General features: G+C 67.8%; 25 protein-coding genes and 1 pseudogene. 5 read left to right on the top strand and 21 right to left on the bottom strand.

Features of this window, described 5'->3' with window-relative positions:
* Positions 1–3 precede the first annotated feature (3 nt).
* Entirely contained in the window at positions 4–801 is a 798-nt protein-coding gene (locus GON04_RS10950) for an IclR family transcriptional regulator (protein WP_157397907.1), read from the bottom strand.
* A gap of 102 nt (positions 802–903) precedes the next feature.
* On the opposite strand from GON04_RS10950, the gene GON04_RS10955 reads away from it, so the two are divergent.
* Together GON04_RS10955 and GON04_RS10960 are read left to right on the top strand one after the other, a co-directional pair.
* Positions 904–1,911, top strand: coding sequence for a Bug family tripartite tricarboxylate transporter substrate binding protein (locus GON04_RS10955; RefSeq protein WP_198349249.1), 1,008 nt, complete (start codon positions 904–906; stop codon positions 1,909–1,911).
* A gap of 14 nt (positions 1,912–1,925) precedes the next feature.
* Positions 1,926–2,891: a Bug family tripartite tricarboxylate transporter substrate binding protein gene (locus tag GON04_RS10960; RefSeq protein ID WP_157397909.1), complete on the top strand. Its 966-nt coding sequence runs from the start codon at positions 1,926–1,928 to the stop codon at positions 2,889–2,891.
* Positions 2,892–3,350: 459 nt separating this feature from the next.
* On the opposite strand, the gene GON04_RS26750 is transcribed toward GON04_RS10960, so the two are convergent.
* The 10 genes and pseudogenes from GON04_RS26750 to GON04_RS11005 all read right to left on the bottom strand — a co-directional run bounded on the left by GON04_RS26750 (position 3,351) and on the right by GON04_RS11005 (position 9,179).
* Positions 3,351–3,494 carry a hypothetical protein gene (locus tag GON04_RS26750; protein ID WP_232532973.1) on the bottom strand — a complete coding sequence of 48 codons (144 nt, stop codon included), beginning with the start codon at positions 3,492–3,494 and terminating at the stop codon, positions 3,351–3,353.
* A gap of 17 nt (positions 3,495–3,511) precedes the next feature.
* Positions 3,512–3,907: pseudogene (locus tag GON04_RS27250) on the bottom strand (porin); the annotation flags it as partial.
* A 162-nt stretch (positions 3,908–4,069) separates the two neighbouring features.
* Positions 4,070–5,047, bottom strand: coding sequence for a Bug family tripartite tricarboxylate transporter substrate binding protein (locus GON04_RS10970; RefSeq protein ID WP_157397910.1), 978 nt, complete (start codon positions 5,045–5,047; stop codon positions 4,070–4,072).
* A gap of 25 nt (positions 5,048–5,072) precedes the next feature.
* Entirely contained in the window at positions 5,073–6,014 is a 942-nt protein-coding gene (locus GON04_RS10975) for a TRAP transporter substrate-binding protein DctP (RefSeq protein ID WP_157397911.1), read from the bottom strand.
* Positions 5,915–6,580 (bottom strand): LysR substrate-binding domain-containing protein, encoded by a 666-nt coding sequence (locus GON04_RS10980; protein WP_338050961.1) that lies wholly within the window; start codon positions 6,578–6,580, stop codon positions 5,915–5,917. The genes GON04_RS10975 and GON04_RS10980 overlap by 100 nt, the downstream gene beginning before the upstream one ends.
* Positions 6,581–6,596: 16 nt before the next feature.
* Positions 6,597–6,809: a LysR family transcriptional regulator gene (locus GON04_RS10985; RefSeq protein ID WP_157397913.1), complete on the bottom strand. Its 213-nt coding sequence runs from the start codon at positions 6,807–6,809 to the stop codon at positions 6,597–6,599.
* Positions 6,810–6,868: 59 nt separating this feature from the next.
* Positions 6,869–7,033, bottom strand: coding sequence for an alpha/beta fold hydrolase (locus GON04_RS10990; RefSeq protein ID WP_198349252.1), 165 nt, complete (start codon positions 7,031–7,033; stop codon positions 6,869–6,871).
* Positions 7,017–7,556 (bottom strand): alpha/beta fold hydrolase, encoded by a 540-nt coding sequence (locus GON04_RS10995; protein WP_157397915.1) that lies wholly within the window; start codon positions 7,554–7,556, stop codon positions 7,017–7,019. Before GON04_RS10995 ends, GON04_RS10990 begins: the two co-directional genes overlap by 17 nt.
* A 4-nt stretch (positions 7,557–7,560) precedes the next feature.
* The gene (locus GON04_RS11000; RefSeq protein ID WP_157397916.1) at positions 7,561–8,661 is read right to left on the bottom strand and encodes an LLM class flavin-dependent oxidoreductase; all 1,101 of its coding nucleotides are present in this window, start codon (positions 8,659–8,661) and stop codon (positions 7,561–7,563) included.
* 2 nt (positions 8,662–8,663) lie between these two features.
* The gene (locus GON04_RS11005) at positions 8,664–9,179 is read right to left on the bottom strand and encodes a tripartite tricarboxylate transporter substrate-binding protein (RefSeq protein WP_181654046.1); all 516 of its coding nucleotides are present in this window, start codon (positions 9,177–9,179) and stop codon (positions 8,664–8,666) included.
* A 362-nt stretch (positions 9,180–9,541) separates the two neighbouring features.
* On the opposite strand from GON04_RS11005, the gene GON04_RS27175 reads away from it, so the two are divergent.
* Both GON04_RS27175 and GON04_RS11015 read left to right on the top strand, forming a co-directional pair.
* On the top strand, positions 9,542–10,654 hold the full coding sequence (locus GON04_RS27175; protein ID WP_157397917.1) for a flavin reductase: 1,113 nt from the start codon (positions 9,542–9,544) through the stop codon (positions 10,652–10,654).
* A 367-nt stretch (positions 10,655–11,021) separates the two neighbouring features.
* On the top strand, positions 11,022–11,165 hold the full coding sequence (locus GON04_RS11015; RefSeq protein ID WP_157397918.1) for a hypothetical protein: 144 nt from the start codon (positions 11,022–11,024) through the stop codon (positions 11,163–11,165).
* 316 nt (positions 11,166–11,481) lie between these two features.
* On the opposite strand, the gene GON04_RS11020 is transcribed toward GON04_RS11015, so the two are convergent.
* The 10 genes from GON04_RS11020 to GON04_RS11065 form a co-directional block, all read right to left on the bottom strand.
* Positions 11,482–12,006 (bottom strand): tripartite tricarboxylate transporter substrate-binding protein, encoded by a 525-nt coding sequence (locus tag GON04_RS11020; protein ID WP_157397919.1) that lies wholly within the window; start codon positions 12,004–12,006, stop codon positions 11,482–11,484.
* Positions 12,007–12,614: 608 nt separating this feature from the next.
* Positions 12,615–13,580, bottom strand: coding sequence for a Bug family tripartite tricarboxylate transporter substrate binding protein (locus tag GON04_RS11025; RefSeq protein ID WP_157397920.1), 966 nt, complete (start codon positions 13,578–13,580; stop codon positions 12,615–12,617).
* A gap of 35 nt (positions 13,581–13,615) precedes the next feature.
* Entirely contained in the window at positions 13,616–14,365 is a 750-nt protein-coding gene (locus GON04_RS11030; protein WP_232532975.1) for a maleate cis-trans isomerase family protein, read from the bottom strand.
* Between the two features lie 108 nt (positions 14,366–14,473).
* A complete protein-coding gene (locus GON04_RS11035) occupies positions 14,474–15,514 on the bottom strand; it encodes an ornithine cyclodeaminase family protein (protein ID WP_157397921.1) in 1,041 nt (346 codons plus the stop codon).
* Between the two features lie 14 nt (positions 15,515–15,528).
* Complete coding sequence (locus GON04_RS11040) at positions 15,529–16,449, bottom strand: Bug family tripartite tricarboxylate transporter substrate binding protein (protein ID WP_157398476.1); 921 nt, start codon at positions 16,447–16,449, stop codon at positions 15,529–15,531.
* A 58-nt stretch (positions 16,450–16,507) separates the two neighbouring features.
* Positions 16,508–17,461 carry a Bug family tripartite tricarboxylate transporter substrate binding protein gene (locus GON04_RS11045; protein WP_157397922.1) on the bottom strand — a complete coding sequence of 318 codons (954 nt, stop codon included), beginning with the start codon at positions 17,459–17,461 and terminating at the stop codon, positions 16,508–16,510.
* Between the two features lie 35 nt (positions 17,462–17,496).
* Complete coding sequence (locus GON04_RS11050) at positions 17,497–18,237, bottom strand: SDR family oxidoreductase (RefSeq protein WP_157397923.1); 741 nt, start codon at positions 18,235–18,237, stop codon at positions 17,497–17,499.
* Positions 18,234–19,925, bottom strand: a complete 1,692-nt coding sequence (locus GON04_RS11055) for a hydantoinase B/oxoprolinase family protein (RefSeq protein WP_157397924.1) — start codon at positions 19,923–19,925, stop codon at positions 18,234–18,236. Before GON04_RS11055 ends, GON04_RS11050 begins: the two co-directional genes overlap by 4 nt.
* A 125-nt stretch (positions 19,926–20,050) precedes the next feature.
* Positions 20,051–22,141, bottom strand: a complete 2,091-nt coding sequence (locus GON04_RS11060; protein ID WP_157397925.1) for a hydantoinase/oxoprolinase family protein — start codon at positions 22,139–22,141, stop codon at positions 20,051–20,053.
* A 20-nt stretch (positions 22,142–22,161) separates the two neighbouring features.
* Positions 22,162–23,139 carry a Bug family tripartite tricarboxylate transporter substrate binding protein gene (locus GON04_RS11065; protein WP_157397926.1) on the bottom strand — a complete coding sequence of 326 codons (978 nt, stop codon included), beginning with the start codon at positions 23,137–23,139 and terminating at the stop codon, positions 22,162–22,164.
* Between the two features lie 124 nt (positions 23,140–23,263).
* Between GON04_RS11065 and GON04_RS11070 the strand changes: the two genes are divergently transcribed.
* Complete coding sequence (locus GON04_RS11070) at positions 23,264–24,139, top strand: IclR family transcriptional regulator (RefSeq protein ID WP_157397927.1); 876 nt, start codon at positions 23,264–23,266, stop codon at positions 24,137–24,139.
* The last annotated feature ends 39 nt before the right edge of the window (positions 24,140–24,178 follow it).

Below are 24,178 nucleotides of genomic sequence, written 5' to 3' on the forward strand. Positions count from 1 at the left end.
ACATCAGGGCGCGCGGCGGCCATCCAGCTCGCTGCGCCGTCGCGCGATGCGCCGCGCGGTGTCGCGCAGCGCGGTGACGACGACGGGCAGCCGTTCGCGCGAGAGCCGGTCAGCCATCGCGGCCACCGTCACGGCGGCGAGCGGCTTGCCGAGTTCGTCCACCACCGGCACCGCGACCGCGCTGGTGTTCGGCACCACGCCCATCGGGGCCCAGGCATAGCCGAGCGCACGCGCTTCCTCGACCCGCTCCTGCAGGCCGGCGACGGTCAAGCCGAGCCGCGTGAGGCGCCGGGCATTGCCGGCGGCGAGCGCGGTGGCTTCGGCGCCCGGCAGGCTCGCGAGGATGACCACGCCCGCCACGCCGGCGCCAAGGGGGCGGCGTACGCCGGTCTCGGTGGCGAGGACCTGGATGGGGTAGTTGCCGGTGACGCGGTCGATGGCGACGCTGTCGCCGCCTTGGCGGATGGTAAGGAACACCGTGTCGCCGACCTTGGCCGCTAGCTCGTAGAGGAAGGGTTCGGCCACGCCGCGGATCGGGAAGCGGCTGCCGCGTGCCATACCCAGCAGCGCCAGCTCCGCGCCCACCCGGTAACGGCGCGTCTCGCCGTCTTGCTCGACCACACCTTCCTCGCGCAGCACCTGCAGCATGCGGTGCACCGTCGGCCGATTAAGGCCAGTGCCGGCCACCAGGTCGACGAGGCGGATGCCACGCTCCTGCGTTTCCGCGACCAGGCGCAGCACGGCCAGCGCACGGCGCAGGCTCTGCGCGCCGCGCGTGCTGGACTTGGACTCAGCGTCCATGTTGTGGACTTTCGCGCACGGCCCGGATTGTAGGTGGCGGGTCTCACGCCTTAGAGTTTCGGGGCGCGCCCACCTGCGCGCGATGGAGCGAGACAACCGATGATGAGATCCGACGCCAACTGCGCTGGCGCGCCTGCCAGCCCGGGTCGCCGCGCGCTTCTGCTCGCCGCGGCCGCTGCGGCGGCCGTGCCCGGCCCTTCGTTCGCGCAGGAGGGCTATCCACAGCGCCCCATCCGCCTGCTGGTGGGTTTCGCCGCCGGCGGCACGCCCGACTCGATCGCCCGCAAGATCGCCGAGGCCGTGTCGCGGCAGGTGGGCCAGACGCTGCTGGTGGACAACCGTGCCGGCGCCAACGGCATGATCGCCGCCGAGGCGCTGGTGAAGGCCGCGCCCGACGGCTACACGCTGCTGCTCACCACGCCCTCGCTGGTCATCAACCCCAGCATGTACAAGAAGGTGCCGTACGACCTGGCGCGCGACGTGCTGCCCATCACCGACGTGGCCCTGGGCGACGGCTACCTGCTCGTGGTGAACCCGGCCCTCGGCGTGGAGACCTTGCCAGCCCTCATCGACCACGCCAAGCGCGGCCGGCCGCTCACCTTCTCCTCGCCCGGCATCGGCAACACGCTCCACTTGGCGGCCGAGACCTTCGCCGACCGCGCGGGCATCGCGATCACGCACGTGCCCTATAAGGGCGCGGCACCCGCGCTCAACGCCGTCATTGCCGGCGAGGTGCAGGCCATGTTCATCCCGCCGACGGTGGCCACGGCGCATATCAAGTCCGGCAAGGTGCGCGCCCTGGGCTTCACCAGCACCAAGCGCTGGCCCGAATTGCCCGACGTGCCCGCCATCGCCGAAGCGCTGCCGGGCTTCGCGTTCGACAGCGGCTGGCACGCGCTGTTCGCGCCCGCCGGCACACCCAGGGCCATCGTGACGCGCTTGAACACCGAGTTCCGCAAGGCGCTGCAGGTGCCCGAGGTGCGCAGTTTCCTCGTGCAGGGCGGCTACGAGCCCGGCGGCCGACCGCAACCTGAGTTCGCGGCGTTCGTGCAGTCTGAGGCGCGCCGCTACGCCGACATCGTGCGCGCCGCCAAAATCACGCCGGAATGACAGCGAGACACCCCATGGATCGACGAACCCTCCTGGCCTTCGGCGCCCTCTCGACGCTCCCGACGTGGAGCCGCGCGCAAGCCTGGCCGGGCCGCCCGATCCGCCTGGTGCTGCCCTTCCCCGCTGGCGGCACGCCGGACTCCAATGCGCGCAAGGTGGCGAGGCAACTGGAGGCGCAACTAGGCCAGCCCTTCGTCATCGAGAACAAGGCCGGTGCCAACGGCATCCTCGGCATGGACGCGGTGGCCAAGGCGGCGCCCGACGGCTACACCTTCCTCTACACGACACCCGCCTTCGCCATCAATCCGAGCGTCTACAAGAAGCTGCCCTTCGATGCCCGGCGCGACTTCGTGCCGGTGACCAACGTCGCCGTGAGCGAGGGCTACCTGGTCCTCGTGGGCAGCGAAGTGCCGGCGCGGTCGCTCAAGGACCTCATCGCCGTCGCGAAACAGGCCGGCAAGCAGCTTAGCTACGCCTCGGCGGGTAATGGCAACAGCACGCACCTGGCGGCCGAGATGTTCAACCAGCGCGCGGCCACCGGCATGCTGCACGTGCCGTATAAGGGCGTCGCGCCCGCCCTCGCGGCCCTCATCGGCGGCGAGGTGCAGGTGATGTTCGTCTCGCCCACCGCCGCCGTGCAGCACATCCACGCCGGACGTCTGCGCGCGCTCGGCTACACCGGCTCGCAACGCTGGCCGGGCGCGAAGGACGTGCCGGCAGTGAACGAAGTGCTGCCGGGCTACGAGTTCACAGGCTCCTGGCACGGCGTGCTGGCCCCGGCCGGCACGCCGGCGGCAGTCGTCGAGCGACTGCACGTCGAGGTGGCCAAAGCGGTGCAGCAGCCCGACGTGCGCGACTACCTGCTGAAGGGCGGCTACGAACCGGTGGCGAGCTCGCCGGCCGCGTTCCGCACCGAGCTGGATGCGGAACTGCGCAAGTACGCCGAGCTGGTGAAGGCGGCCAACATCACGGCGGAATGACTCCCCACGCCGCCGCGCTGGCCGGGGAAGCACGCTTGACGCGGCCGTATCCATCGCGGACACCAACAACGCCGCGTTCCCCCAGCGCGACTTCCGCCGCTCCGCTGGGAGAGCCCATCACCTCCGGCGTCCATCCGTACGTTCCCGCGGCCAGCTGGCCGGCCTAGTGCGCCTGACCAAGGCCAAGCCGGGCCAGCTCACGTATGCGTCGTCCTGCATCGGTACCTCGTCGCGTGCATTGGGATCGCAGGCGAGCGACATAAAACAGACATCGGCCCGCGGACTCTCAATCCCTCGGGCAGGCCCCTCATCGATGCCACGCCACGCAGTCGGAGAGGGGCGTCCGCGCAACGCGAGCAGTGGTGAGGCTTCGCCGACCGGTCCTAAACTTCCCCACCTTCAGCAACGACCCCCGTCCATTGCGCCCCTACGGAAGCGAGAACGGGGCTGCTGGTTCACTCAGAACACGTGGCGAATGCCGGCGTAGACCAGCGACTGATCGGTTCCGGCGGTGACGTTCGCCGCGCCGTCGTTGACCAGGACGTTGCCGGTGTTGTACAGGCGGTAGACGCCGGCCGCGCCATTGTCCAATCGGGAATACACGATGCCCAGCGCGTGCGCTTCGACAGCGGGTAGCTGTATCCCAGCGAGAACAGCTTCGCGCCGGTGTTGGCCGCGGTGCCGCGGACACCCAACTTGACGTCGCTGGCGCGAGCGAACGTGCCGATCAGCTGACCTGTCCCCAGCGGCACGGTGACAGGCAGCACCCACAAGGACCGCTGCGCGGAGCCCACACCAGCCAGCTCGGGCGCAGTCGTGGCGGCGGCCGTGAGGTCACGCAGCTCGGAGCGGTCGTAGGTCAGGCCGGCCTTGGCCCGACCGAAGTCATACCCTACGCCGAGCATGTAAGCGCATGGCCCGGCGGCGGCCTCGTCGGTCCCCGAAGTGCTTCCGCCAGCGCCGTTGGTCGTCTGGTGCCGGTATGCCGAGAACCGGACCGCCAGCGGACCCTGGTCGTAGTTGAAGCGTTGAGGCCCAGTTGCATGGGTGGAGCGTCCCTTGCAGGCGAGCTTATCCCCCTCTAGACGCGCCTATGTCTTATCCAGAGCCATGTGCAGCGCAATACTGCTGATTCTCGAAAGGCAGGGCGTGACAAGGCGCCTGCGGCGCCTTTCCAGTTAGTCCGCCCGGATGTTCCGCTCCCGGATGATCTTCGCGTTGCCGGCATTCTCGACCTGCACCATGCGCGCGAGGGTGTCCGGCGCAAGATCCGCGGTGCCTAGACCCATGGATTCGTACTTGGCCTTGTAGGCAGCGTCGGCACTGATCTGGCGCACGGCGGCGTTGAGCTGGTCAACCACCGCTTTGGGCGTGCCGGCCGGCGCGAACAGCGCGGTCCAGGGTTCGTAGACGAAATTGCCGAGGCCGAGCTCCTTGACCGTCGGCGTGTCCGGGAGCAGCGGCGTCCTCGCCTCACTGGTGGCGGCGAGCACGCGCACGCGGTTGTCCTTGAGGAAAGGCAGCACCGTGCTCAGGCCCTGCAGGCCGCCGTCGACGCGGCCGCCTGCGATGTCCAACGTCGCCTGCACGCTGCCCTTGTACGGGACGTGGACCATGTCGATGCCGGACTGAGCCTTGAAGACTTCCATCCCGACGTGCTGCACGCTGCCGTTACCGCCCGAAGCGTAGGTGAGCGACCCGGGCTTGGCCTTGGCGATGGCCACCAACTCGGGCAGTGTCTTCGCCGGGAAATCGCTGCGCACGAAGAATACGCTAGGGATGGTGGCCACCATCGCGATCGGCACCAGGTCCTTGAGCGGGTCGAAGCCGACATTGGGCGTGAGCGATGGCATCGACGTGACCGTGGCACTGCTCAGGACGACCAGCGAATAGCCATCGGGCGCCGCCTTAGCGCCGCGTTGCGCGGCGAGCAAGCCACTCGCGCCGGGCAAGTTCTCCACCGCAATGGGTTGCTTGAGCGCATTGCCCAGCCGCTCGGCCATGGTGCGCACCGCGACGTCGGAGCCGGTGCCTGCCTGCAGGCCGACCAGGATGCTGATCGGCTTGGCGGGCCAGGCTTGGGCCCAGGCCGTGGAGGCGCCGGACGCCAGCAACAGGCCGGCAGCGGCACGCAGCACATTGCGGCGCCAGGACATAGAGCGGTTATTCATCGCGATCTCCTCAACGCGGATAGCTGCCGCGCACGCTCTCCAGCAGGTCCCAGGCCTTGGCGCCGAAGGACTTGCGGGCCCGGTCGAAGAAGCCGTTCCTTTCTAGCCGCGGTATGAACCCGCTGGTGTCGGTGTGCACGAACTCCAGGCGCTTCTGCAGCCGCACGCGCGCACCTTCGTTAGCGGCCCACATGTCTTGGCGGTACAGCTCGACGTACTTGTCGAGATTGCGCGTGACCACACCCTGCACGTCGGCGGGGAGTGCCGCCCAAGTCCTGGGGTTCGCGCACATCCAGAATGTGGCGAATCGGTGGTTGGTGATGTTCATGTACTTCTGCACCTCGGCCGCGCCGTCGATCTCGGTGTAGAGGTAGGGCGTCTCCTGCCCTTCGGCCTGGCCCGACACCAGCGCATCGCGGATGCCCTGGTAGTGCACCTGCTGCGGGTCGCAGCCGAGCGAGGTGAACAGTTCCACCTTGTACGGCACCTGCGCCGTGCGAAGCTTGAAACCGTCGAGGTCCTCCACGCTGCGGATCGCGCGCGAGGTGCTCGACATCTGGTTGAAGCCCTGCGGCCAGATCTTCGGGAACACCACCAGCCCGACCGCCGACACATGCTCGCGCAGGAGGTCACCGAACGGGCCGTCCAGCACGCGGCAGGCTTCCTCCTCGGTCCGATAGGCATAGGGCAAGCCTTCCATCCCGGCGATTGGGACCACTGTGGACAGCGGCATGCCCGAGATGGGGTGGAAGGCCATCTCGCCAGTGAGCAACTTGTTCAGCGAAGTCTTCGATGCGCCCAGGCCGCCCCAGGGAACGACTTCCACCGACAGCGCGTTGTCGGTCTCCTTATTCACCGCGGCCCACATCTCGAGCAGGCGGATGTGCAGCGGGTTGTCGGACCGCATGTCGTGGCCGCTCTGGTACTGGAAGCGGGCGCTGGATGTCTGCACGTGCTTGTCTCCTGTGTCTTGGAATTGAATCGGGAACCAGCTCGCATGGTAAGGACTGGCGGCTCCGGTCCCCCTATCAATTGATCTGATGCGGGGTATGTTCGCCGCTGATGTGGTGCGCCTTCTTCAGCCATGCGGGTCGCCACCAGGTTGACCTCGTCGGTCACTTTTCGCAGGGCACCGAAAAAGGCACTGGCGGCGGTCGACAGCGGCTGGCGCTCGGGCTCGATCACCGTCAGGTCCAGCAGCAGCGGTGGATTGGCCAGCGGGTTCAGCGTGAAGGCGCCTGAGGCGACGTCGCACGAGTCGAACACGCCGAGCAGCACTGCACGCCAGTCGCTGCGCGCCACCAGGTCCAGGGTGCCCAGCATAGTGTCGGACTCGCGGCGGGCCGCGACGGCGACACCATTGGCGGCGAAGTACTGCTCGAGCACCGGCGCCCGCGCATTGGCCAGGCCGGGCACAATCCGCCGCAGGCCGGGCAGCTCGCTTAGGCGCACCGGCTCGCCGTGCTTGAGCGCGCCATCGGGCGTCGAGTCCAGGAAATCGCACGTCCGGCCGAACAGAGTGGGCTTTCAGCGCTTAGAGGCAGCGTAGGTAGTACGCGGTTCCGGCCGGCGTTGGCCGCACGCCTTCTTGCCGGTCGAGCAGCCGCACGCCAAGGCGGTCTTCGAGATTCTTGATGTGCTGCGAGACGCCCGACTGCGTGGCGTGCTCGCGCACCGCGGCGGCGGTGAAGGACTGCTCTTCGCAGACGGCGACGAACAGACGGATCTCGCGCAGGCTGGGGACCATGGAACCCTCGTCACGCCGACCAGCTACGCGCGCGCAGTCTACAGGCGGGGGGCCCACAGCTACCGCGGCAGGAACGCCAGCAAGGTGGTATCGAATGCGGCATGCCGTTCGACGTTGGGCAGGTGCGCGGCGTCGGCGATCACCTGTAGTTGCGCGCCGGCAATGCTATGCGCCATGCCTTGCGCTATCGCCGGCGTGGCGGCGACGTCATGCTCGCCGGCCATCACCAGACAGGGCATCGCGTTGCGGGGCAGCAGCTCGTCCTGCATCAGGTCTCGGACGGCCGCGAAGCGCCCGCATGCCGGACTGCCGCACGAGCACGATGCGGTCGACCCAGGCTATTGGCACGGACTGCCGGCTCATGGTGGCGCACAGCACCACCGATGTGATGCGGGCCGAGTAGCGCGCAGCCAACTGCTGCGCGGCCCCGCCGCCGAGAGACACGCCGACGCAGTGCACCTGGTCTATGCGCAGCGAGTCCAGCAGTGCGGTGGCGTCGTCGGCCAGCAACTCCATCGTGTACGGGCGGGGTGGCGTGGATGAGCCGCCGTGCTCGCGCATGTCGTAGCGCAGCACGCGAAAGCGGCCTGTGAGGGCCGGCAGATTCGAGTCCCACATGTTTGCGTCCGCCGCCAGGCTGTTGCCCAGCATCAGCACCGGCGCGTCGGCCGGCCCTTGCAGGCGCCAGCCGATGGCGGCGCCTGGCACATTGCAGCGGCCTTCGAGATCGATGGCGCCAGCAGTCATCGCCTCAGCGCCCCGCGATTGCAGCGTTGACGCGCGGCATCACCTCTTCGGCCATCAGTTGCATCGAGCGGCGCGAGAGCTTCTCGTCGACCCAGTCCATACCGGCATACACCAACTCGCCGAAGTCGCCGACCTTCTCGCGCAGGGTCAGAATCTGGTCGACCACCTCGTTCACCGTGCCGGCGATAACCAGCCTGTCCAGCACGCCGTCGAGCGTGAGCTCGTCGTCGCGCTGGTCGCGCCGCTCCTTGAACACCTCGTGCCGGTTGGCCCTCTTGAGTTTGGTGAAGAGCTGCGAATAGTAGAAGCGGTACGGGCTGTTGGCGTCGTCGCGGCCATACGAGCGGGCGGTGGCCACGTCGTCCGCCACGAACACGGTGCGCGCCACGCGCCAGTCGGCCGTGCTGGCCTGCACGCCGGCGTTGGTCTTGCCCTGCGAATAGTTGTTCCAGTGGCTGGGCAGCCACTGGGGTAGCAGAAAGTTGGCCGACAGCGGGTGAAAGTCGCGCTCGCCCATGGCGATGACGCCTCTGGAGAACGGCGCCACCACGGTGCCGACGATTTCCGGTCGTGGCTGCTGGAACGGTTTGGACATGACGCCCATGCCGATCTCCGCGGCCTGCGTGGTGCGCGTCGTCACCTTGAAGCGATTGTTCGGCAGGGCGATGTCGTATGGCGCCTCGCCGCCCCAGATCGCCAAGATGACGTCGATGGCCTCGGCGAACAGCTGGTTGCGGTCCTGGTCGAGGATACCCAGCGCCTCGGCGTCGGACACCAGCGCACCGGGGCTCACGCCAAAGATGAAGCGGCCCTGCGCGAGGTGGTCGAACATCGCCGCGTGAGCTGCGACGAGCACCGGGTGCATGTGCGACAGATTGGAAGTGCCCGTCGCCAGCTTGATCTGCTTCGTCTCGGCGATCAGCGTCGCCAGAAAGATCATCGAGTTGGTGACGTTCTCGGCCTTGTCCGTCAGGTGCTCTCCGACGAACGCGTCGTGGAAGCCCAGCTGGTCGGCCAGGATGATGGCCTGCCGGTCTTCCTGTAGGGTTTGAGTCGGGTTCCGGTGCAGCGGGTGCAACGGCATCATAAACATGCCCAGTTTCATCTTCACTCCGGCTTGATGCCAATGTCCTTGATCAGTTTTCCGACGCGCACGTGGCCGCTTCGGGTCATGTCGCGCAGGTCTTCCGGCGACGAGGGCGCGGGTTCCAGGCCGAGCGGCGTCAGCCGCTCGCGCAACGCCGCGTCGCCCAGCGCCTTGCGCAGTTCGCCATTCAACTGGTTGACGATGGGGCGCGGCGTTCCTTTGGGGGCGTACCTGCTTACCCAGGTCGAGAACTGAAAACCTGGCAACCCGGCTTCGGCGAAGGTGGGCACGTCCGGCAGCAGGGCCGAGCGTTGCGCCTGCGGCACCGCCCGAGGAACCAGCCGGCCATCCCTGATGAAGGGCAGCACCACGGCTACCGCCGACATGCCCGCGCCGATCTGGCCGCCGGCCAGGTCGGTGATGCTTTGCGTGGCACCGCGGTACGGGATGTGGGTGAGCGAGATGCGGCTGGTGGCCTTGAGCAGTTCCATCGAGATGTGGCGCGAGCTGCCGGTGCCGGCCGACGCATGGTCGATGCGGCCGGGCCGCTACTTCGCGAGCGCGAGAAAGTCCCGGCGATGTCGTGGTACATGGCCAGAGACGGCCCATGGCCGACGCCGCGGCAATGCGCGACCCAGCCGATGCCCGGGCGCTGCTTAAGCCAGGGCAGCCAGTGCGCGTGTGCCCAGTCCAGGAAGGTGTCGCGGTCGCCCGCGTCGAGGTCGCACCAGGTGGCCGAGATCGCTTCGCTCATGGCGCAAGGGTAACGGCGCGGGGGGCGGCTGCGAAATCAGCTGACTTGATACCGGGAATCAAGAAGCCTACTGCCAGCCGATCACGGGGTGTGATCCGGGGGATCACATCATCTGATTTCCGTTGCGCGACCTGGCAACGCACCATGGAAACGCTAAAGAGAAACCATGAAAGCCGTGAAGACATGGAAACCCGTCCCACTTCGTTGTTCGACCCACGTGAATTGCGCCAGGTGCTTGGCGCCTTCGTGACCGGAGTCACCGTCATCACCACGCTGGATGCCACAGGAACCCCACACGGACTGACGGCCAACTCATTCAGCTCGGTCTCGCTGGATCCTCCCCTCGTCCTGTGGAGCCAGTCGCTGACGGCGCCGAGCCATCCCGTGTTCCGCGACACGGACCGTTTCGCCGTCAACATCCTGGCTGAAGACCAGGTGGCGGTCTCCAACCGCTTTGCCCGCGGCCACTCTGACAAGTTCTCCGACTACTCGATCCTTCCCGGCCTCGGCGGCGTCCCGCTGCTGGAAGGCTGCGCCGCCTGGCTGGAGTGCCGCAAGGTCGCCAGCTACCCGGGAGGCGATCACGTCGTCTTCCTGGGCCAGGTCGAGCGCATCGAGCGCAACGCGCGGCAGCCACTCGTGTTCGGCGGCGGCCGCTACCTTGTCGCACAACCACATGACGGCGGCGCTGGAGCCACGGTGTCCGGGCCGAACATCGCCAGGCTGCAGGCCGTACGGATCGCCACACGCGCCATGGCCGACCTGTCCGACGAACTCGACGAGACGTTGGGCCTAGGCGTCTGGGGCAGCCACGGACCGACAATCGTGCGCTGGGAAGAGTCGAAACGACCTGTGAGCGAGAACCTGCGCACCGGCCTCGTCCTGCCCGTCCTTTCTTCCGCCACCGGCCTCGCTTTCGCTGCCTGGCTGCCCTCCGAACTGACGGCGGCATTCATAGAGAGCGAACTGGCGACGACCAGCGTCCTCGGGCCCGACCCGGAGCTGCCCGGAAAGCTGGCGCACATCCGGGCCACGGGCGTGGTCCGCCTGGTAGCAACCGAGCGCTTCGCGGAGCTTTACGGCGGTGCGATCAGCGCCGTGAGCGTGCCGGTCGTGGGTCCTGACGGCGCAATGGTCCTCGCGTTGACCGCCATCGGCTCCACCGACGGCCTGGACACATCCGACGGAGGACGGTTGGTGACCGGCATGAGACGCTGCGCCGACTCGGTGTCCCGACGCCTCGCGACATCAGGCTGAACCCAACGCACGGCAGACCTGGACGGATCGCCAAGCGCGTCGTCTGGCTGCACGCAGCACAGCTCACCTGGTCCTGCCCGTCCTGCCGGTCCTGCTCACCATCGGATGGCGAATCAACTGGTCCATCACCTAGGTGGGCGTCAACTCCTGGCCGCCCATGGCCTTCCGGGCGGCGTGTGTCCTGCTGGCGCTCCCGATCCTCTTCGCCGTGGTGCTACGGGCCGGCGTGTCGCTGGCTGCTCCCCGCGCGGAGCCCCGCAGACTATGTCGCGGCGCTGCGCCGCGCTGGCCTACACGATGCCGCTGTTCTCGGCCGCATGGGGACCCATTCGCGGGCGCGCGTTGGGCCGGTGGCAGTGGATGGGACTTGCCGCGCCGTCGCGGCCGCCCTGCGACCGGCCAGAACTACTGGGCCAAAGCCGGCAAGGACTGGCGCGAGGCCCGAGAGCCGGGGTACTACGCCACCATCGGGGGCGAGGAACGGCTGCTGACGCTGGGACGGTCGGACTAGGTGGGCCACGCTGCAGATCCCTCTCGAACCTCCCACGCAGGCGAAGTCATCTGCAATCCGAGAAATTCGATCCGCTCAAGGTGCGGCTTTGCTAGGTCCGCCCCACCCCTTCGACATTCTCCTGGTCGCACGGATGACCGTGCATGGATCGCCCGCTCGACCGTGGGGCTGTCGATCGTGATGGGGTAGCCCAGGTCGCGCATAGTGGAAACCTGTGGGTAGCTCTTCATGCGGCGGTCCGACGCCACCGCCACGTAGCGAGCCTTCCCGCTGCGCACCATGGCGCTGGTGCCGATGACGGTGTCCGCGCCGAAGGTCACGCGCCCCCCAGTAGCGCCGTCACGCTTTCCGCGCTTCCCTTGAAGGGCACGGCCTGCCAATTGACCTTCTCCTTCGCGGCCACTTCCTCCATGAACAGATGAGCGCTCTGACCCAGGCCGGGCGGGCTGGCATATGAGACCCTGTCCTGATTGGCGCGACCCCAGGTCAGCAGGTCGGCCCAGGTCTTGAACGGCGAGTCCGCGAGCATCACCACGGCGAACACGTTGTCGACAATGTTGATGATGTAGGTGAAGTCCTTGATCGGGTCGTAGCTCACGTCCTCGAGAACGGGCTGGCGCCACACCGCGGTGTTGACGGCGCCGATCGTGTAGCCGTCCGGCGGTGCGCTCTTGATCGCGAGAAAGGACGTCACGCCGGCCGCGCCGGGGCGGTTCTCCACGACCACGGATTGACCCAGCTTCTTGTCGGCCTCGATAGCCGACACACGCATGACGATGTCAGTGAACCCTCCTGCGGGAGAGCCGACGATTAGCTTGATCGGGCGGGAGGGGAATGTCACCGGGCTGCGCTAAGACGTGGGGTGTGGTGACCATGCGGCCGTGCCGCCGGCGGCGGTCAGCACGCGGCGGCGGGACCAGGCGGTCGCTTGCCAATTCTGGGTTCCCGACATGAATGTTTCCCCTTTCTGATGTCCGAGGCGCAGTATCGAAGGGGCTGGCCGCGAGCGGAAAGAGGTTTATTTAGATGGAGGCATCGGAATTTCTTGGGGCATGGGCAGCCGGAAGGGCGCCCGCGACGCCACAGCAGACAGCCAACTACACCTAGGAGTGGCGCAGCAAGCTTCGGAGGAAGCTATCTGCACCTGCGGACTAAGATTCCGGCGGTCTGCGTCGCGCGAACGGGGATTCACCGGCTCCAGTGCTCGACTCGAACTCGGGGTATGGTGGAGTTTGGGTGCATGATGGAGATGGGATGCTGCCGGCATGGTGCACTGGGCGCGACCCCGAAGCTGGGCTGCGTCAGATCCACGCTAGCGCGGCGACAGACCCTAAGTCCTTTAATCGTTGAAGGACTGACTTGCCGCGGTCTCTTCGATTCAGCACGTACAGCCGACGCCACGCGTAGCCGATCAAACACTATCTGCCGCCCGACGCTGTGTGCAAACCACTACTCCGTTTTCCCGATCCTGCGAATCGCTTCGCCAAGCCGCCGGGAGTCGCGCTCCAGAAACGCCTCAAACTGCGCGCCTTCCTGGAGGTTGACTTCGGTGGTGAGGGCAGCCATCCCCATGAGAAATTCCTGGTCCTGGACGGCCTGGCGCACGGACTTGCGGAGCGTTTCCGCTACGTCGCTCGGCAGGCCCGCCGGCGCAAACAGGGCCACCCAGCTATAGAACTCAGCGTCGATGCCCAACTCCTTCATCGTGGGGATGTCGGCGACGTTCGAAAGGCGTGTTCCACCCCAAGACGCGAGCGCACGGACCTTGCCCGCCTTGATGTGCGGCAAGCCGACGGCGGGTGTCACCGCAGTCAGCTGCACTTCTCCGCCGAGCAGCGCCAAGATCGACGGCCCGGCACCCTGGTACGGCACGTGCAGCAACTTGATTCCTGCTGCTTGCGCGAACATCTCGACGGATGTGTGGCTGGTTCCATAGACCCCCGCCGAGCTGTAGGCGATCTTTCCCGGGCGCGCCTTCGCATCGGCCAGCAGGTCCGCCAGCGTTTTCCATGGGCTGCCCACCGGCACGAGCAGGACCTGGGGGTCGGCCGCCACGAGCGCGATCGGCGTGAAGTCCGACATGCGGTACGTCGGCTGCCTGCCGTTCACTTCATCGGCTACGGGAATGGTGACGATCGATGAAGCCGTGAACATGATCGTGTAGCCATTCGGAGCTTGACGCGCGGTGTAGGCATGGCCGATCGCGCCACCGGCGCCGGCCTTGGTATCGACCACGACGTTCTGGCCGAGGCTCTTCGACATCGCGTTCGCGAGCAGGCGACCGATCGGGTGCGCGGCGCCGCCCGGCGGGAACGGGACGATCATCGTCACGGGGCGGCTGGGATAGGGCTGGGCGTGGGCGGCCAAACTCAAGAGCATGGCGAGCACGACGGCGATGCGTGCAGCGACTTTCATCGGTTTTCCTCGGGTTGTGCGATTCCGTGGTGACTTCAGAATTCGGCAAAAAGCCTGCCGTGCCCGGTCAGCTTGTCGTGCACCCCGAGACGCCGCAGGCAGTGCCACAACGTAGCGGGGTTGCTGGCTATGACGGGTTTCCCCAGCGCGGTTTCGATTCTTTCCAGCATCTCCATCGTCGGCAGCGCCGTGCAGCTGAGAAAGATCGCCTGGGCCTGCGGCGAATCTACGGCACGTGCCATCCGGAACACCACTTCGGGTGGAACCCGGTTGATCAGGCGGCGCTCCTCGACTGTCGAACCGAGCTGCAGGCCCATCACCGTCGTGACGGTGATGCCGTTCTCATCGAGGAATTCCACTTCGCGACGGTTGACGAGATCAATGTACGGCGTGGCGAGCCCGACCCGCGTGATTCCCAGCCGGGCGAAGGCTTCGAGCACGGCGTCGGCCGTGGTCGTGACCGGCAACCGGCTGATCCCGGATAGCTTGTTCTTGAGCGCGTCGCGTCCGACCATGAACGATCCCGACGTACAGCAATAGACCAGAAGGTCGAGGTCGGCAGTCGCCAGCTCCTCGGCGGCACGTTCGGTCCCGCGCGCCATGATGTCGTAGGACTCCTGCGACGTGGCTCCGGTCAGTAATGCGCGACCCACGTGGAATGACACCCCGTCGGGCACCATGTGCCGCCATTCGCCCTCCGTCGCGGTGTTGGTGGACGGCACGATCACGCCGAGCTTCGCCCGCCATCCGTAGGGGCTGTAAGCAGCCATGCTCTTGAGCGCCAAGCTGGCATCGCTCGCCAGGGACCCTGGGCGAATCGTTTCGGATGTTTGAGCCAAGTGCTCCTCCAACAGGTTGGGCGATCGCGGGGTGACGGGCCGGACGCGGCCGGTTCAGCCCGGGCGTCTCCGCTGGATGCCCGAGGAGATGGCCTGCGCGCGTGGCTGCATCTTGTCCAGCGCGGGTATCTCCATCTGCGGCGTGACCACGATGGATTGGCCGACGCCTTCGGTCTCGGCCTTGTCCAGCAGGAACACCGCAGTGGCGAGGTCGCACACCGCCATGCCCTGCACGATGGCGAGGATGCGTTCCGACGGCGATCGGCGGCCCGGCTTCGCGCCGCACATCACTTCGCCCAGGTCGGCATCGATGCGCTCCTTCATCGCGGGCTGCGAGATGTGGCCCCGGTCGACCCAGGTCGCCAGGTCGCCCTTGAGCAGCGCGTAATCTGGGTCATCGACCACCAGCCGGTCGATCTCGGCCAGCACGCCGAACTCGACTTCGGGCACGCCGCCCATCGACACGAGCACGGCGCCTTCCTTGAGCCAGCCAGGCTTCACGAAAGCTTCCGAGGCGAGCGTGATCGTGATGACGATGTCGGCACCACGAACCGCTTCTTCGGCGGTAGCGACGGCGCGCATCGGTGCGCCGGTTTGAGCCTTGAGCCGCTCGACGAAGGCACTCGCACCTTCGTAGGTGCGCGATGCGACACGAAAGTCGTCGAGCGCGAATGCATGCGGCAGCACGCGCGCCACTTCCTCGCCGATGAGACCCGCGCCGATCAGCGCCGCGACGCGCGCGTTCGGCCCGGCAAGCTTGCGTGCGGCAACGACGCCCGTCGTGCCCGTCCTGCGCTTGGTGAGCCAGGCCTGCTCCACGATGCCGCGCATCGTGCCCGTGCGGCTGTCGGTGACCATGAAGTAGTAGTCGCCGAACTGCGCGCCGAAGAATACACCGGCAGCGCCGAGCGGCCGCAGGCTGGCCGACTTGATCCAGAACATCGTCGGCGCCTCGTTCTGCACGAGCATGTACGAAGCCGACGGCACGGATGAAACGACACGCTCGCGGCCGTACTCGGCGAAGGCCTGCTCCACGATGCGCAACGAATCGGGGATGCCGAGCAGCTGCTTCGCCTCGGCCGCGGATACGTACAAAGCCATGGGGTCTCCTACTCCGGCTCGATGCCGGCGGACTTGACGATGCCGGCCCACTTGCGCGACTCGTCCGCCTGGAACTGCGCCAGCCCTTCGGGCGTGGTCGTGAGGATCTCGGTCCCTGTCTGGCCGTAAAAGGCAGTGCGCGCAGCCTCGCTGTGCGCGGCCGCGACAAGCAACTCGTTCAAGCGCCGCACCACCGCGGGTGGTGTCTTAGCCGGAACATAGGCCGCGAACCAATAGCCCATGTCGTAGCCGGGCACGCCGGCTTCCGCGACCGTCGGAACGTCGGGCGCGAGGGCCGAGCGCTTGTCGCCGGAGTAGCCGAGGGCACGCAGCGTGCCGGCCTTGATCTGCGGCAGCGCGAGCGTCGCATCGGCCATCATCATGTCGGTCTGCCCGCCCATGAGGTCGCTCAGCGCCTGCGCGTTGGCCTTGTACGGCACGTGCAGCAGCCGAATGCCGGCCATCTGCTGCAGCAGTTCGACGCCGACGCGGCTTTGCGAACTGCCCGCACCAAAGCTGTACGTGCCCGGATCCTTCTTCGCCAGCGCGACAAGTTCGGCCACGGTCTTCGCCGGGAACGACGGCTTGACCACCATGAACTGCCCGCCGCGGCCGAGCGCGGTGACGGGCGCGAAGTCGGCCACCGGGTCGTACGGCAGCTTGCGGAACAAATGCAGGTTGACCACCTGCGTCGAATTGGTGGTGACCAGCACGGTGTGGCCATCGGCGGTCGCCTTGGCGACGAACTGCACGCCGATGAAGCCGTTTGCTCCGGGCTTGTTCTCGACGACCACCGACTGCCGCGTGGCAGTGGCCACCGCACCGGCCACGGCGCGTGCGACCTGGTCGGTGGCCGCGCCGGCAGCGAACGGCACGACGAAGGTGATAGGGCGATCCGGGAAAACCTGTGCCGACGCCAGCAGCGGCATGACCAGCGCGAGGACGGCCGCGACGATGGATGGGGCGAGTTTCACCACGCGGCTCCCCTCAATCGACCTTCATGTTGCTCTCGGTCACCACGCGCCGCAGCACCGCAGTGTCCTTGGCCACGATGTCGGCCAGCCGCGCGGGGGGGCCGCCGACCACGCCGTACCAGGCTTCGTCGAGTTTGGCCCGGACGGCGGGTTCCTTGAGCGCGGCTTCGAAAGCCGTGTTGAGCCGCGCGACCACGTCCCTCGGTGTGGCCGCCGGAACCGCGAAGCCGTACCAGCCTTCCAGTTCGAAGCCCGGCAGGAATTCGGCGACCGCCGGCAAGTCCGGCAGCGCGGGAATCCGTGACGGTGTGGTCACCGCGAGTGCGCGCAAGCGTCCTCCTCGCACCAGCGGCATGGCCTCGGTCAGCAGCGCGAGCATGAACGTCGTCTCGCCGCCCATCACGCCGGTGATCGCCGGTGCGCCGCCCTTGTACGGCACGTGCTGCGACTTGATGCCGGCCGTGCGCTTGAGGATCTCGCCGCCGAAATGCTGGATGGTCGCGTTGCCCGCCGACGCATAGGTGGTGCGGTCGTCAGCCTTGATGCGGTCGAGCAGGTCTTTGAAGCTCCGGAACGGTGAGTCCTGCGGCACGACGACCGCGCACGCGAACGTCGTGGCCAGGATCACCGGCGCGAAGTCCTTCTGCGGATCGAACGGCAGCGTGTCCTTGTAGAGGCTGGTGCTCGCCGCGAACAGCGCCTGGCTGCCGAGCAGGATCGTGCGGCCGTCCGGCGGCGCCTTCGCGACGAGCGCCGCGCCGATGTTGCCGCTGGCGCCGGTGCGGTTCTCAACCACGACCGACTGTCCAAGCGACCGTTGCAGGCTTTCGGCCAGCGTGCGGGCCAGGATGTCGGACGCGCCTCCCGCGGGATAGGGGACCACGATCTTCGTGACGTTCTGCTGCGCGAACGCGGCCGGGCCGGCCAGGGCCAGCGTTGCGAACTGCAGGAAGCGGCGCTTGTCCATGGAAGCTCCAGTCGGAAGTCAATTGGGGGCCGCGCTCAAGCGCGCCAGCGCGCGCCCGCATCGACGTCGATCACCGTGCCCGAGATGTAAGCCGCCTGCGGCGACGCGAGAAACCATGCGCAGTCGGCGATCTCTCCCGCATAGGCCATGCGCCCGAACGGCATGTCGGCCAGCATGGCCTTGTACGAATCACCGCCGCGGCCGGCCGCGAGGTCTTGCGTGCGCGGTGTAGCCGTGAGGCCCGGGTTGATGCCGGCGATGCGCACGTTCCAGTCGACCGACTGCGAGCCCGCCGCCTGCGTGAAGGCGATCAGTGCGGCATTGGCCGTGCTGGTCATGATGGTCTTCGGGTTCAGCCGCACGCCGGCCGTGCCCATGATGTTGACGATCACGCCTCCACCCGACGCGCGCATCCGCTCGCAGGCGAGCCGGGTCGCCTCGATCGCGCCGAGCACCTTGTCGCTCCAGGCGCCGCGCCAGTCCGCCGGCTGCGTGTCGAGGAGCGGCTTGCGCGTGATGCTGCCCGCCGCGTTGACGAGCACGTCGATGCGCTGGTCGGCAAAGGCGTCGCGCAGGGACTCTCCGTCACCCAGGTCGCAGATCGCGCTCGTGACCACGCGGCCCGTCACACCCACGATCTCGTCGGTGGCGGATTTCAGCCTGCCTGCATCGCGCCCGAGCAGGTGCAGGTCGCACCCGCCCTGCGCGAACCGCAGCGCGATCGCGCGGCCGATGCCGCCCGCGCCGCCGGTCACGACCACGCGGCGAGCGTTCATCGCTTGGCCCCTGCTGCCGTGAATGCGAGCCGGCGGTCCCGGGCAATCGCGTCGGCTGCGCGCCGGTCCGGCGAGCCATAGCCGCCGCCTCCGGGCGTGCGCATCAGGATGCGTCCACCGGGCTGCAGGATGTGCTGCCGCTTCGGGTCGACCGGCTCGCCGTCGATCAGCAGCGAACCAAGTTCGCCGTCCTTGCCGCCGGCCAGACCCGGCGCCGGCTGCTTGGTGCGCTCGGCGAGGAACGCCAGCACCATCGGGTGCGCCGACCGGTTCTCCAGCAGGATGTCCTGGCCCAGGCCGCCGCGGAACTGGCCCGCCCCGCCCGAGTCGGGCCGCAGCTGCTTGGACACGACACGGCACGGCGTGAGCTGCTCGAGCACTTCCGCCGGCGTGAGCGACACGTTGCTCGGCCACGCCATCGTGCTCAGGCCATCGGCCCGGTGGTTGGCGCCGACGCCGCCGTTGAAGAATATCTTGTTGGAGAAGGGGCGGCCGGCCATGTCCTTGCCGCGCATCAGCACGCTCCAGATCGGCGAGCCCGGCCCGGCCATCACCTGTTGCGGGATCACCTGCCCCAACGCTCCCAGCACGGCGAAGGGCAGGTAGTGGCCGATCATCACGCGCGAGCAGCCCGAGTTGGGGAACTGGTGGTTGACGATGCTACCAACGGGCGCCTTCACGCGCACCGGCCGGAACGCGCCTTCGTTGTTCGGAACCTCCGGCGACAGCACGCACTTGAGGCCGTACATCGTGTACGCGTAGGTGTAGCAGTACGCTGAGTTCAGCGCGTTGTGCGCCTGCGGCGACGTTCCTTCGTAGTCAACCTCGAGCTCGTCGCCCTTGACAGTGATCGCGATGCGGATCGTGACCGGCGTGTCCAGCAGGCCGTCGGTCTGGAACTCGTAGGGGTAGGTGCCGTCGGGCACCGCACGGATCGCCGTGCGCATCGCTTTCTCGGACCGCGCGTGGATGTCGTCGGCCACCTCGCGCAGCGACTCGAGCTTGTACTGGCGCATCAGCGGCAGCAGGCGCTTCTCGATCACCTCCAGCGCGCTCACCTGCGCCCACAGGTCGCCGACCACCTCGTCGGCCGAACGCACGTTCGCCTCGAGGATCTTCAGGAAGGTCTGGTCCGGCTTGCCGCCGGCGCAGAAGCGCATGGCGGGAATCTGGAAGCCTTCCTCGTAGACGTCGCGCGACTCCGTCGACCCCGTGCGCCCGCCCATGTCGGGCGCGTGCGCCACGCTCGCGGCGAACGCGACGACCTTGCCCTTGTGGAAGATCGGCTTGGCCACCGACACGTCGGCCAGGTGGCCGGTGCCCTTCCACGGGTCGTTGGTGATGAGGATGTCCCCTGGCCGCAGCGTCTCGACCGGGAAGACATCGAGGAAGTGCTTGACCGTGGCCGGCAGCGTGCCGATGAACGCGGGGATGCTTCCGGGCGGCTGCGCCAGGCCCTGCCCCTTGTCGTCGGTGATGATGCAGGAGAAGTCGTAGGCCTCGCGCACCAGCGTCGAGAACGACGTGCGCGCCAGCGCGGCGGCCGCTTCGTTGACGATGGTGATGAGGCGCGTCCACAGCACCTGCAGCGTGACGGCGTCGAAGCGTGGCGCTGCCGCTCGCGATGCCTTCGCGGGTGCTGCGTTCTTCTTCGAGACCGTCCTGCTGGAAGACGCCTTTCTCGGCATCGCCTTCTTCGCGTCCGGGTTCCTGGCAACCAGCTTCTTCGGTGCAGTTTGGCGGGCAGAAGACGAGCGAGCCGTCTTCGATGTCTTTCGCGGGGTCGCGGCGGTCTTGCGTGCTGCGGGCATGGTCACTGGCTCCTGCTGGCGGGAAGGTCGACGACGAGATTGCCTTTGGGCTCCACGCGAAATTTCGCGCCGGGGCCGACGACGAGCGTCGACTCGCGCTCCTCGATGATGGCCGGGCCGGTATGGATGACGCCCGAGGGCAACTGGTAGCGGTCGTACACCGGTGTCGAGCGGAAATCGCGGTACTCGGGGAAGTACGCGGCTCGCCTGCCGGTGAGGCCGCCGCGGCCCTTGCCGAAGCCGTGCAGAACGACATCGTCGCGCGTGGCCCTCGCTTGCGCCGACAAGCGGATGTTCACGATCTCCACGCTGCCGGCGGGCGGCTTGCGGCTGAAGGTCTCCGTGTACTCGTTCTCGAATGCTTCGACCAGCGCATCACGCGAAGCGGCGGTGTACGGCCCCTCTGGCAGCGTGACCACCAGTTCGAAGCCCTGCCCCACGTAGCGCATGTCCGCGAGGCGCCGCACCGCGGTCGAGCGTGCGTCGAGTCCGGTGTCGGCGATCACGGCCTTCGCGTCCTTCTCGAGGCGGCGGTACAGCGCTTCCAGCTGCTTCCAGTCCATCGTGTCGAGTCGTGCGATGAACGTCGTCGCGCGGTCGACGCGGGCCGGCGCCATCAACAGGCCCAGCGCCGAGGCGACCCCGGCTGCGGGCGGGCAGATGATGCGCGGCACGCCCAGCTTCGACGCGACGTAGTACGAATGCAGCGGGCCGCCGCCTCCCGTGGGCAGCAGCGCGTAGTCGCGGGCATCCTTGCCGCGCTCGGCAACGTGCACGCGCGCGGCGCTCGCCATGTTCTCGTTGACGACGTCGACCATGCCCCACGCGACTTCGGGCACCGACAGGCGCGCCCGCTTGGCGAGCGCTTCGAGAGCGCGCGTGGCCGCGGCCATGTCGATGGCCATCGTGCCGCCGGCGAAATAGGCCGGATTGAGGTAACCGAGGATGAAGTTGGCGTCGGTGACCGTCGGCTGCGTGCCCCCGCGGCCATACGACGCCGGCCCCGGCATCGAGCCCGCGCTGTGCGGCCCGACCTTGAGCAGGTCCATGTCGTCGACGCGCGCGATCGAACCGCCGCCGGCGCCGATCTCGATCAGCTCGATAACCGAAATCTTCACGGGCAGGCCGCTGCCTTCGGCGAAGCGCTTCTCGCGGGCGGCCTCGAACTTGTATGCGACCAGCGGCTCGCCGCGGTCGACCACGCTGAGCTTGGCCGTCGTTCCGCCCATGTCGAAGGCGAGCAGCCGGTCCGCGCGTGAGTGGCGACCGAAGAATGCCGCCGACAAGGCACCGGCGGCCGGACCCGATTCGAGCAGCTGCACGGGCACACGCTTGGCTTCGTCCAGGTGCGTGAGTCCCCCGTTCGACAGCATCATGAACAGCGGTGCACCCACGCCCATCTCGCGTACCTGCGCCGCGAGCCGATCGAGGTACAGTCGCGCGAGCGGCTGGATGTATGCATTGATCGCCGCCGTCGACGCGCGCTCGAACTCCCGGATCTCCGGCGCGACGTCGCAAGATGCGGACACTGCGAGCTTCGGGAACCGCTCGGCGATCGCGGCTGCGGCCCGCCGTTCATGGTCGGGGTTCACATAGGAGTGCATGAACACCACCGCGATCGACTCGATGCCCGAGTCCACGAGCTTCTGCACTTCACGCAGCAGGCCTTGCTCGTCGAGCGGGATCTCCTCGACACCGTCGGGACCTAAGCGGCCGTCAGCTTCGACCACCAGGTCGCGCGGCACGACCGGCGCGGGCATCTCCAGGAAGATGTCGTAGATCTCGTACTTGCGCTCGCGCGCGATCTCCAGCAAATCGCGGAATCCACGCGTGGTGACCATGCCGGTCTTCGCACCCTTCCTTTCGATGAGCGCGTTGGTGAACAGCGTGGTGGCGTGCACGACGCGCTCGATGCTCGCGGGCGACACGCCGTCGTCGGCGATCACGGTCGCCATGCCTTCGATCACGGCGCGCGAGGGGTCATCGTGCGTCGTCAGGACCTTGCGGTTGATGTGGCGCCCCGACTCGTGGTCGTAGAACACGATGTCTGTGAAGGTGCCGCCGATGTCGATGCCGACAGAGAACTTGGCCAAATGCGCGCTCCGGGTTGGGCTCAGGGGTTGACGATGCCGGCCGACTTCACGACGGCCTGCCACTTGGTGGCTTCGCTGCGGATGAACTCCGCGAACTGCTCCGGCGTGCCGGGATTCAGGTCGAACCCCTGCTTCGCGTACGTCTCGCGCATGGCGGGATCGCGCAGCACATCGACGACGGCGCGGTTCAGGCGCTCGATCACCGGTCGCGGCGTGGCCGCCGGTGCGAGCAGGCCGAACCACGAACCGGCTTCGAAATTCGGGTAGCCGAGTTCGGCCATCGTGGGCACGTCGGGCAGCGAAGGCTGCCTGCGCAGGCTCGTCACGGCCAGCGGCCGGAACGCGCCGGAGCGGATGTGGGGCAGCGACGGCGGCAGGTTGTCGAAGATCACCGTCAGGTGGCCGGCCAGCAGGTCGGCCTGTGCCGGCGCGCCCCCCTTGTAGGGGATGTGCGCGATCTTCACGCGCGCGGCCTGGTTGAACAGTTCGGCGGCGAGCTGGTTCGACGACGCGGCGCCCGCAGAGCCGTAGTTCAACTCCCCCGGCTTCTGCTTCGCGAGGGCGACGAGCTCCTGCACTGACTTCAGCGGCGTGGACGCATTGACCACCAGCACGTTCGGCACCGCGGCCAGGAATGCAACCGGCGCGAAGTCGCGCTGCGGGTCGAACGGCATCTTCTGCAGCGCGGGGCTGACGGAGAGCGGCCCGATGGCACCGAGCACCAGCGTGTGGCCATCGGGCTGCGCACCCGCGACCGCCTGCATGCCGAGGATGCCGTTGGCGCCCGACTTGTTCTCGATAACGACGGCCTGGCCCAGCAGGTCCTTCAACCGCAGCGCGAGCGGCCGGGTGAGCGCGTCCGCCGCGCCGCCGGGCGGATAGGGCACCACGAGCTGAATCGCGCGTGACGGGAAGCCCTGCGCCCTCGCCGGCGAAACGAGGCCGGTGGCAAGCAGTGCTGCCGATCCGAGCAATGCCCTGCGGCTGGCTTCATTCATCTCGGTTCCTCCGACGGCGATCAGGTTCCGCTCACGCCGCTTGCGCGGCCGATCCGGATGGTCTAGCATTCCGTTCAACGGAATAAGATTTCCGGCGTTTTGATTCTAGGGGGAGACAGGCGAATTGAGCAAGACTCCGGCCGGATCGAAGGTCCGGCAAGCGCAGGATCCGGCACAGAAGCACGTCCGTGGCAGCGCGACACGAGAGACGAAGGGCACGGGCACGAATGGCAATCGGGTGACCGGCGTCGAGCGTGCGCTCGCGCTGCTGCGGCACGTGGCGACGCGCCGTACGCCCGCGAACCTCACCGAGCTCGCATCCGAAGAGGGTCTGTCCGGCAGCGTCACGTACAAGTTGCTGCAGGCGCTGGTCGCCCAAGACCTGGTGCGGCACGACCCGGACCGCAAGACGTACGGTCCCGGCCTCGGCATGTACAACCTGGCGAGCGCCATCCTGCATGGCGCCACCTTCATGGACGTCGCACGGGCCAACATGCGCGAGCTCGTCGCACGCACCGGCGAGTCGGCTTGCCTGAACCTGCTGGATGCGCCGCACGATGCCTTCATGGTGTCCGCCGTGGAGGAGTGCGGCGAGCCGCTGCAGTACGTCCTGCGCATGGGTGAGCTGCTCCCGCTGCACGCGGGCGCGAGCGGCAAGTCCATCCTGGCGTTCCAGCCACCGGCCGTGATCCGCAGGGTGCTGTCCCGCAAGCTCGAGAAGGTGACGACCGGCACGGTGGTCGATTCGGCGACGCTGCGCGAGCAGCTCGAGTCCATCCGCCGCGCCGGCCATTGCGTCTCGTACGGAGAGCGGCTCGAGGGCGCGGTGGGGATCGCCGCGCCGATCCTGGACCACGCCTCGCGGTCCATCGGCTCGGTCCAACTCACCGTGCCGAAAGTGCGCTTCGACCGCGCCGCGCTGCCGCGGTTCCTGCCGGCGGTCATGGAGACCGCGCGGCACATCAGCGCAGCGGCGCAGTCACTGCAGGGCGCCCACTGACGATGGCGGCGTCCGCAACCGAAACCAGCAGTGGCACGG

Source organism: Ramlibacter pinisoli (assembly GCF_009758015.1).
GTDB lineage: Bacteria > Pseudomonadota > Gammaproteobacteria > Burkholderiales > Burkholderiaceae_C > Ramlibacter > Ramlibacter pinisoli.

Excerpts from the sequence above, each read along its gene's own strand:
- GON04_RS10950 (WP_157397907.1), bottom strand. The coding sequence starts at position 801 with ATGGACGCTGAGTCCAAGTCCAGCACGCGCGGCGCGCAGAGCCTGCGC.
- GON04_RS10955 (WP_198349249.1), top strand. The coding sequence starts at position 904 with ATGAGATCCGACGCCAACTGCGCTGGCGCGCCTGCCAGCCCGGGTCGC.
- GON04_RS10960 (WP_157397909.1), top strand. The coding sequence starts at position 1,926 with ATGGATCGACGAACCCTCCTGGCCTTCGGCGCCCTCTCGACGCTCCCG.
- GON04_RS10970 (WP_157397910.1), bottom strand. The coding sequence starts at position 5,047 with ATGTCCTGGCGCCGCAATGTGCTGCGTGCCGCTGCCGGCCTGTTGCTG.
- GON04_RS10985 (WP_157397913.1), bottom strand. The coding sequence starts at position 6,809 with ATGGTCCCCAGCCTGCGCGAGATCCGTCTGTTCGTCGCCGTCTGCGAA.
- GON04_RS10990 (WP_198349252.1), bottom strand. The coding sequence starts at position 7,033 with ATGGCCGGCGAGCATGACGTCGCCGCCACGCCGGCGATAGCGCAAGGC.
- GON04_RS10995 (WP_157397915.1), bottom strand. The coding sequence starts at position 7,556 with ATGACTGCTGGCGCCATCGATCTCGAAGGCCGCTGCAATGTGCCAGGC.
- GON04_RS11000 (WP_157397916.1), bottom strand. The coding sequence starts at position 8,661 with ATGAAACTGGGCATGTTTATGATGCCGTTGCACCCGCTGCACCGGAAC.
- GON04_RS27175 (WP_157397917.1), top strand. The coding sequence starts at position 9,542 with ATGGAAACGCTAAAGAGAAACCATGAAAGCCGTGAAGACATGGAAACC.
- GON04_RS11025 (WP_157397920.1), bottom strand. The coding sequence starts at position 13,580 with ATGAAAGTCGCTGCACGCATCGCCGTCGTGCTCGCCATGCTCTTGAGT.
- GON04_RS11040 (WP_157398476.1), bottom strand. The coding sequence starts at position 16,449 with ATGCCGCTGCTGGCGTCGGCACAGGTTTTCCCGGATCGCCCTATCACC.
- GON04_RS11045 (WP_157397922.1), bottom strand. The coding sequence starts at position 17,461 with ATGGACAAGCGCCGCTTCCTGCAGTTCGCAACGCTGGCCCTGGCCGGC.
- GON04_RS11050 (WP_157397923.1), bottom strand. The coding sequence starts at position 18,237 with ATGAACGCTCGCCGCGTGGTCGTGACCGGCGGCGCGGGCGGCATCGGC.
- GON04_RS11055 (WP_157397924.1), bottom strand. The coding sequence starts at position 19,925 with ATGCCGAGAAAGGCGTCTTCCAGCAGGACGGTCTCGAAGAAGAACGCA.
- GON04_RS11065 (WP_157397926.1), bottom strand. The coding sequence starts at position 23,139 with ATGAATGAAGCCAGCCGCAGGGCATTGCTCGGATCGGCAGCACTGCTT.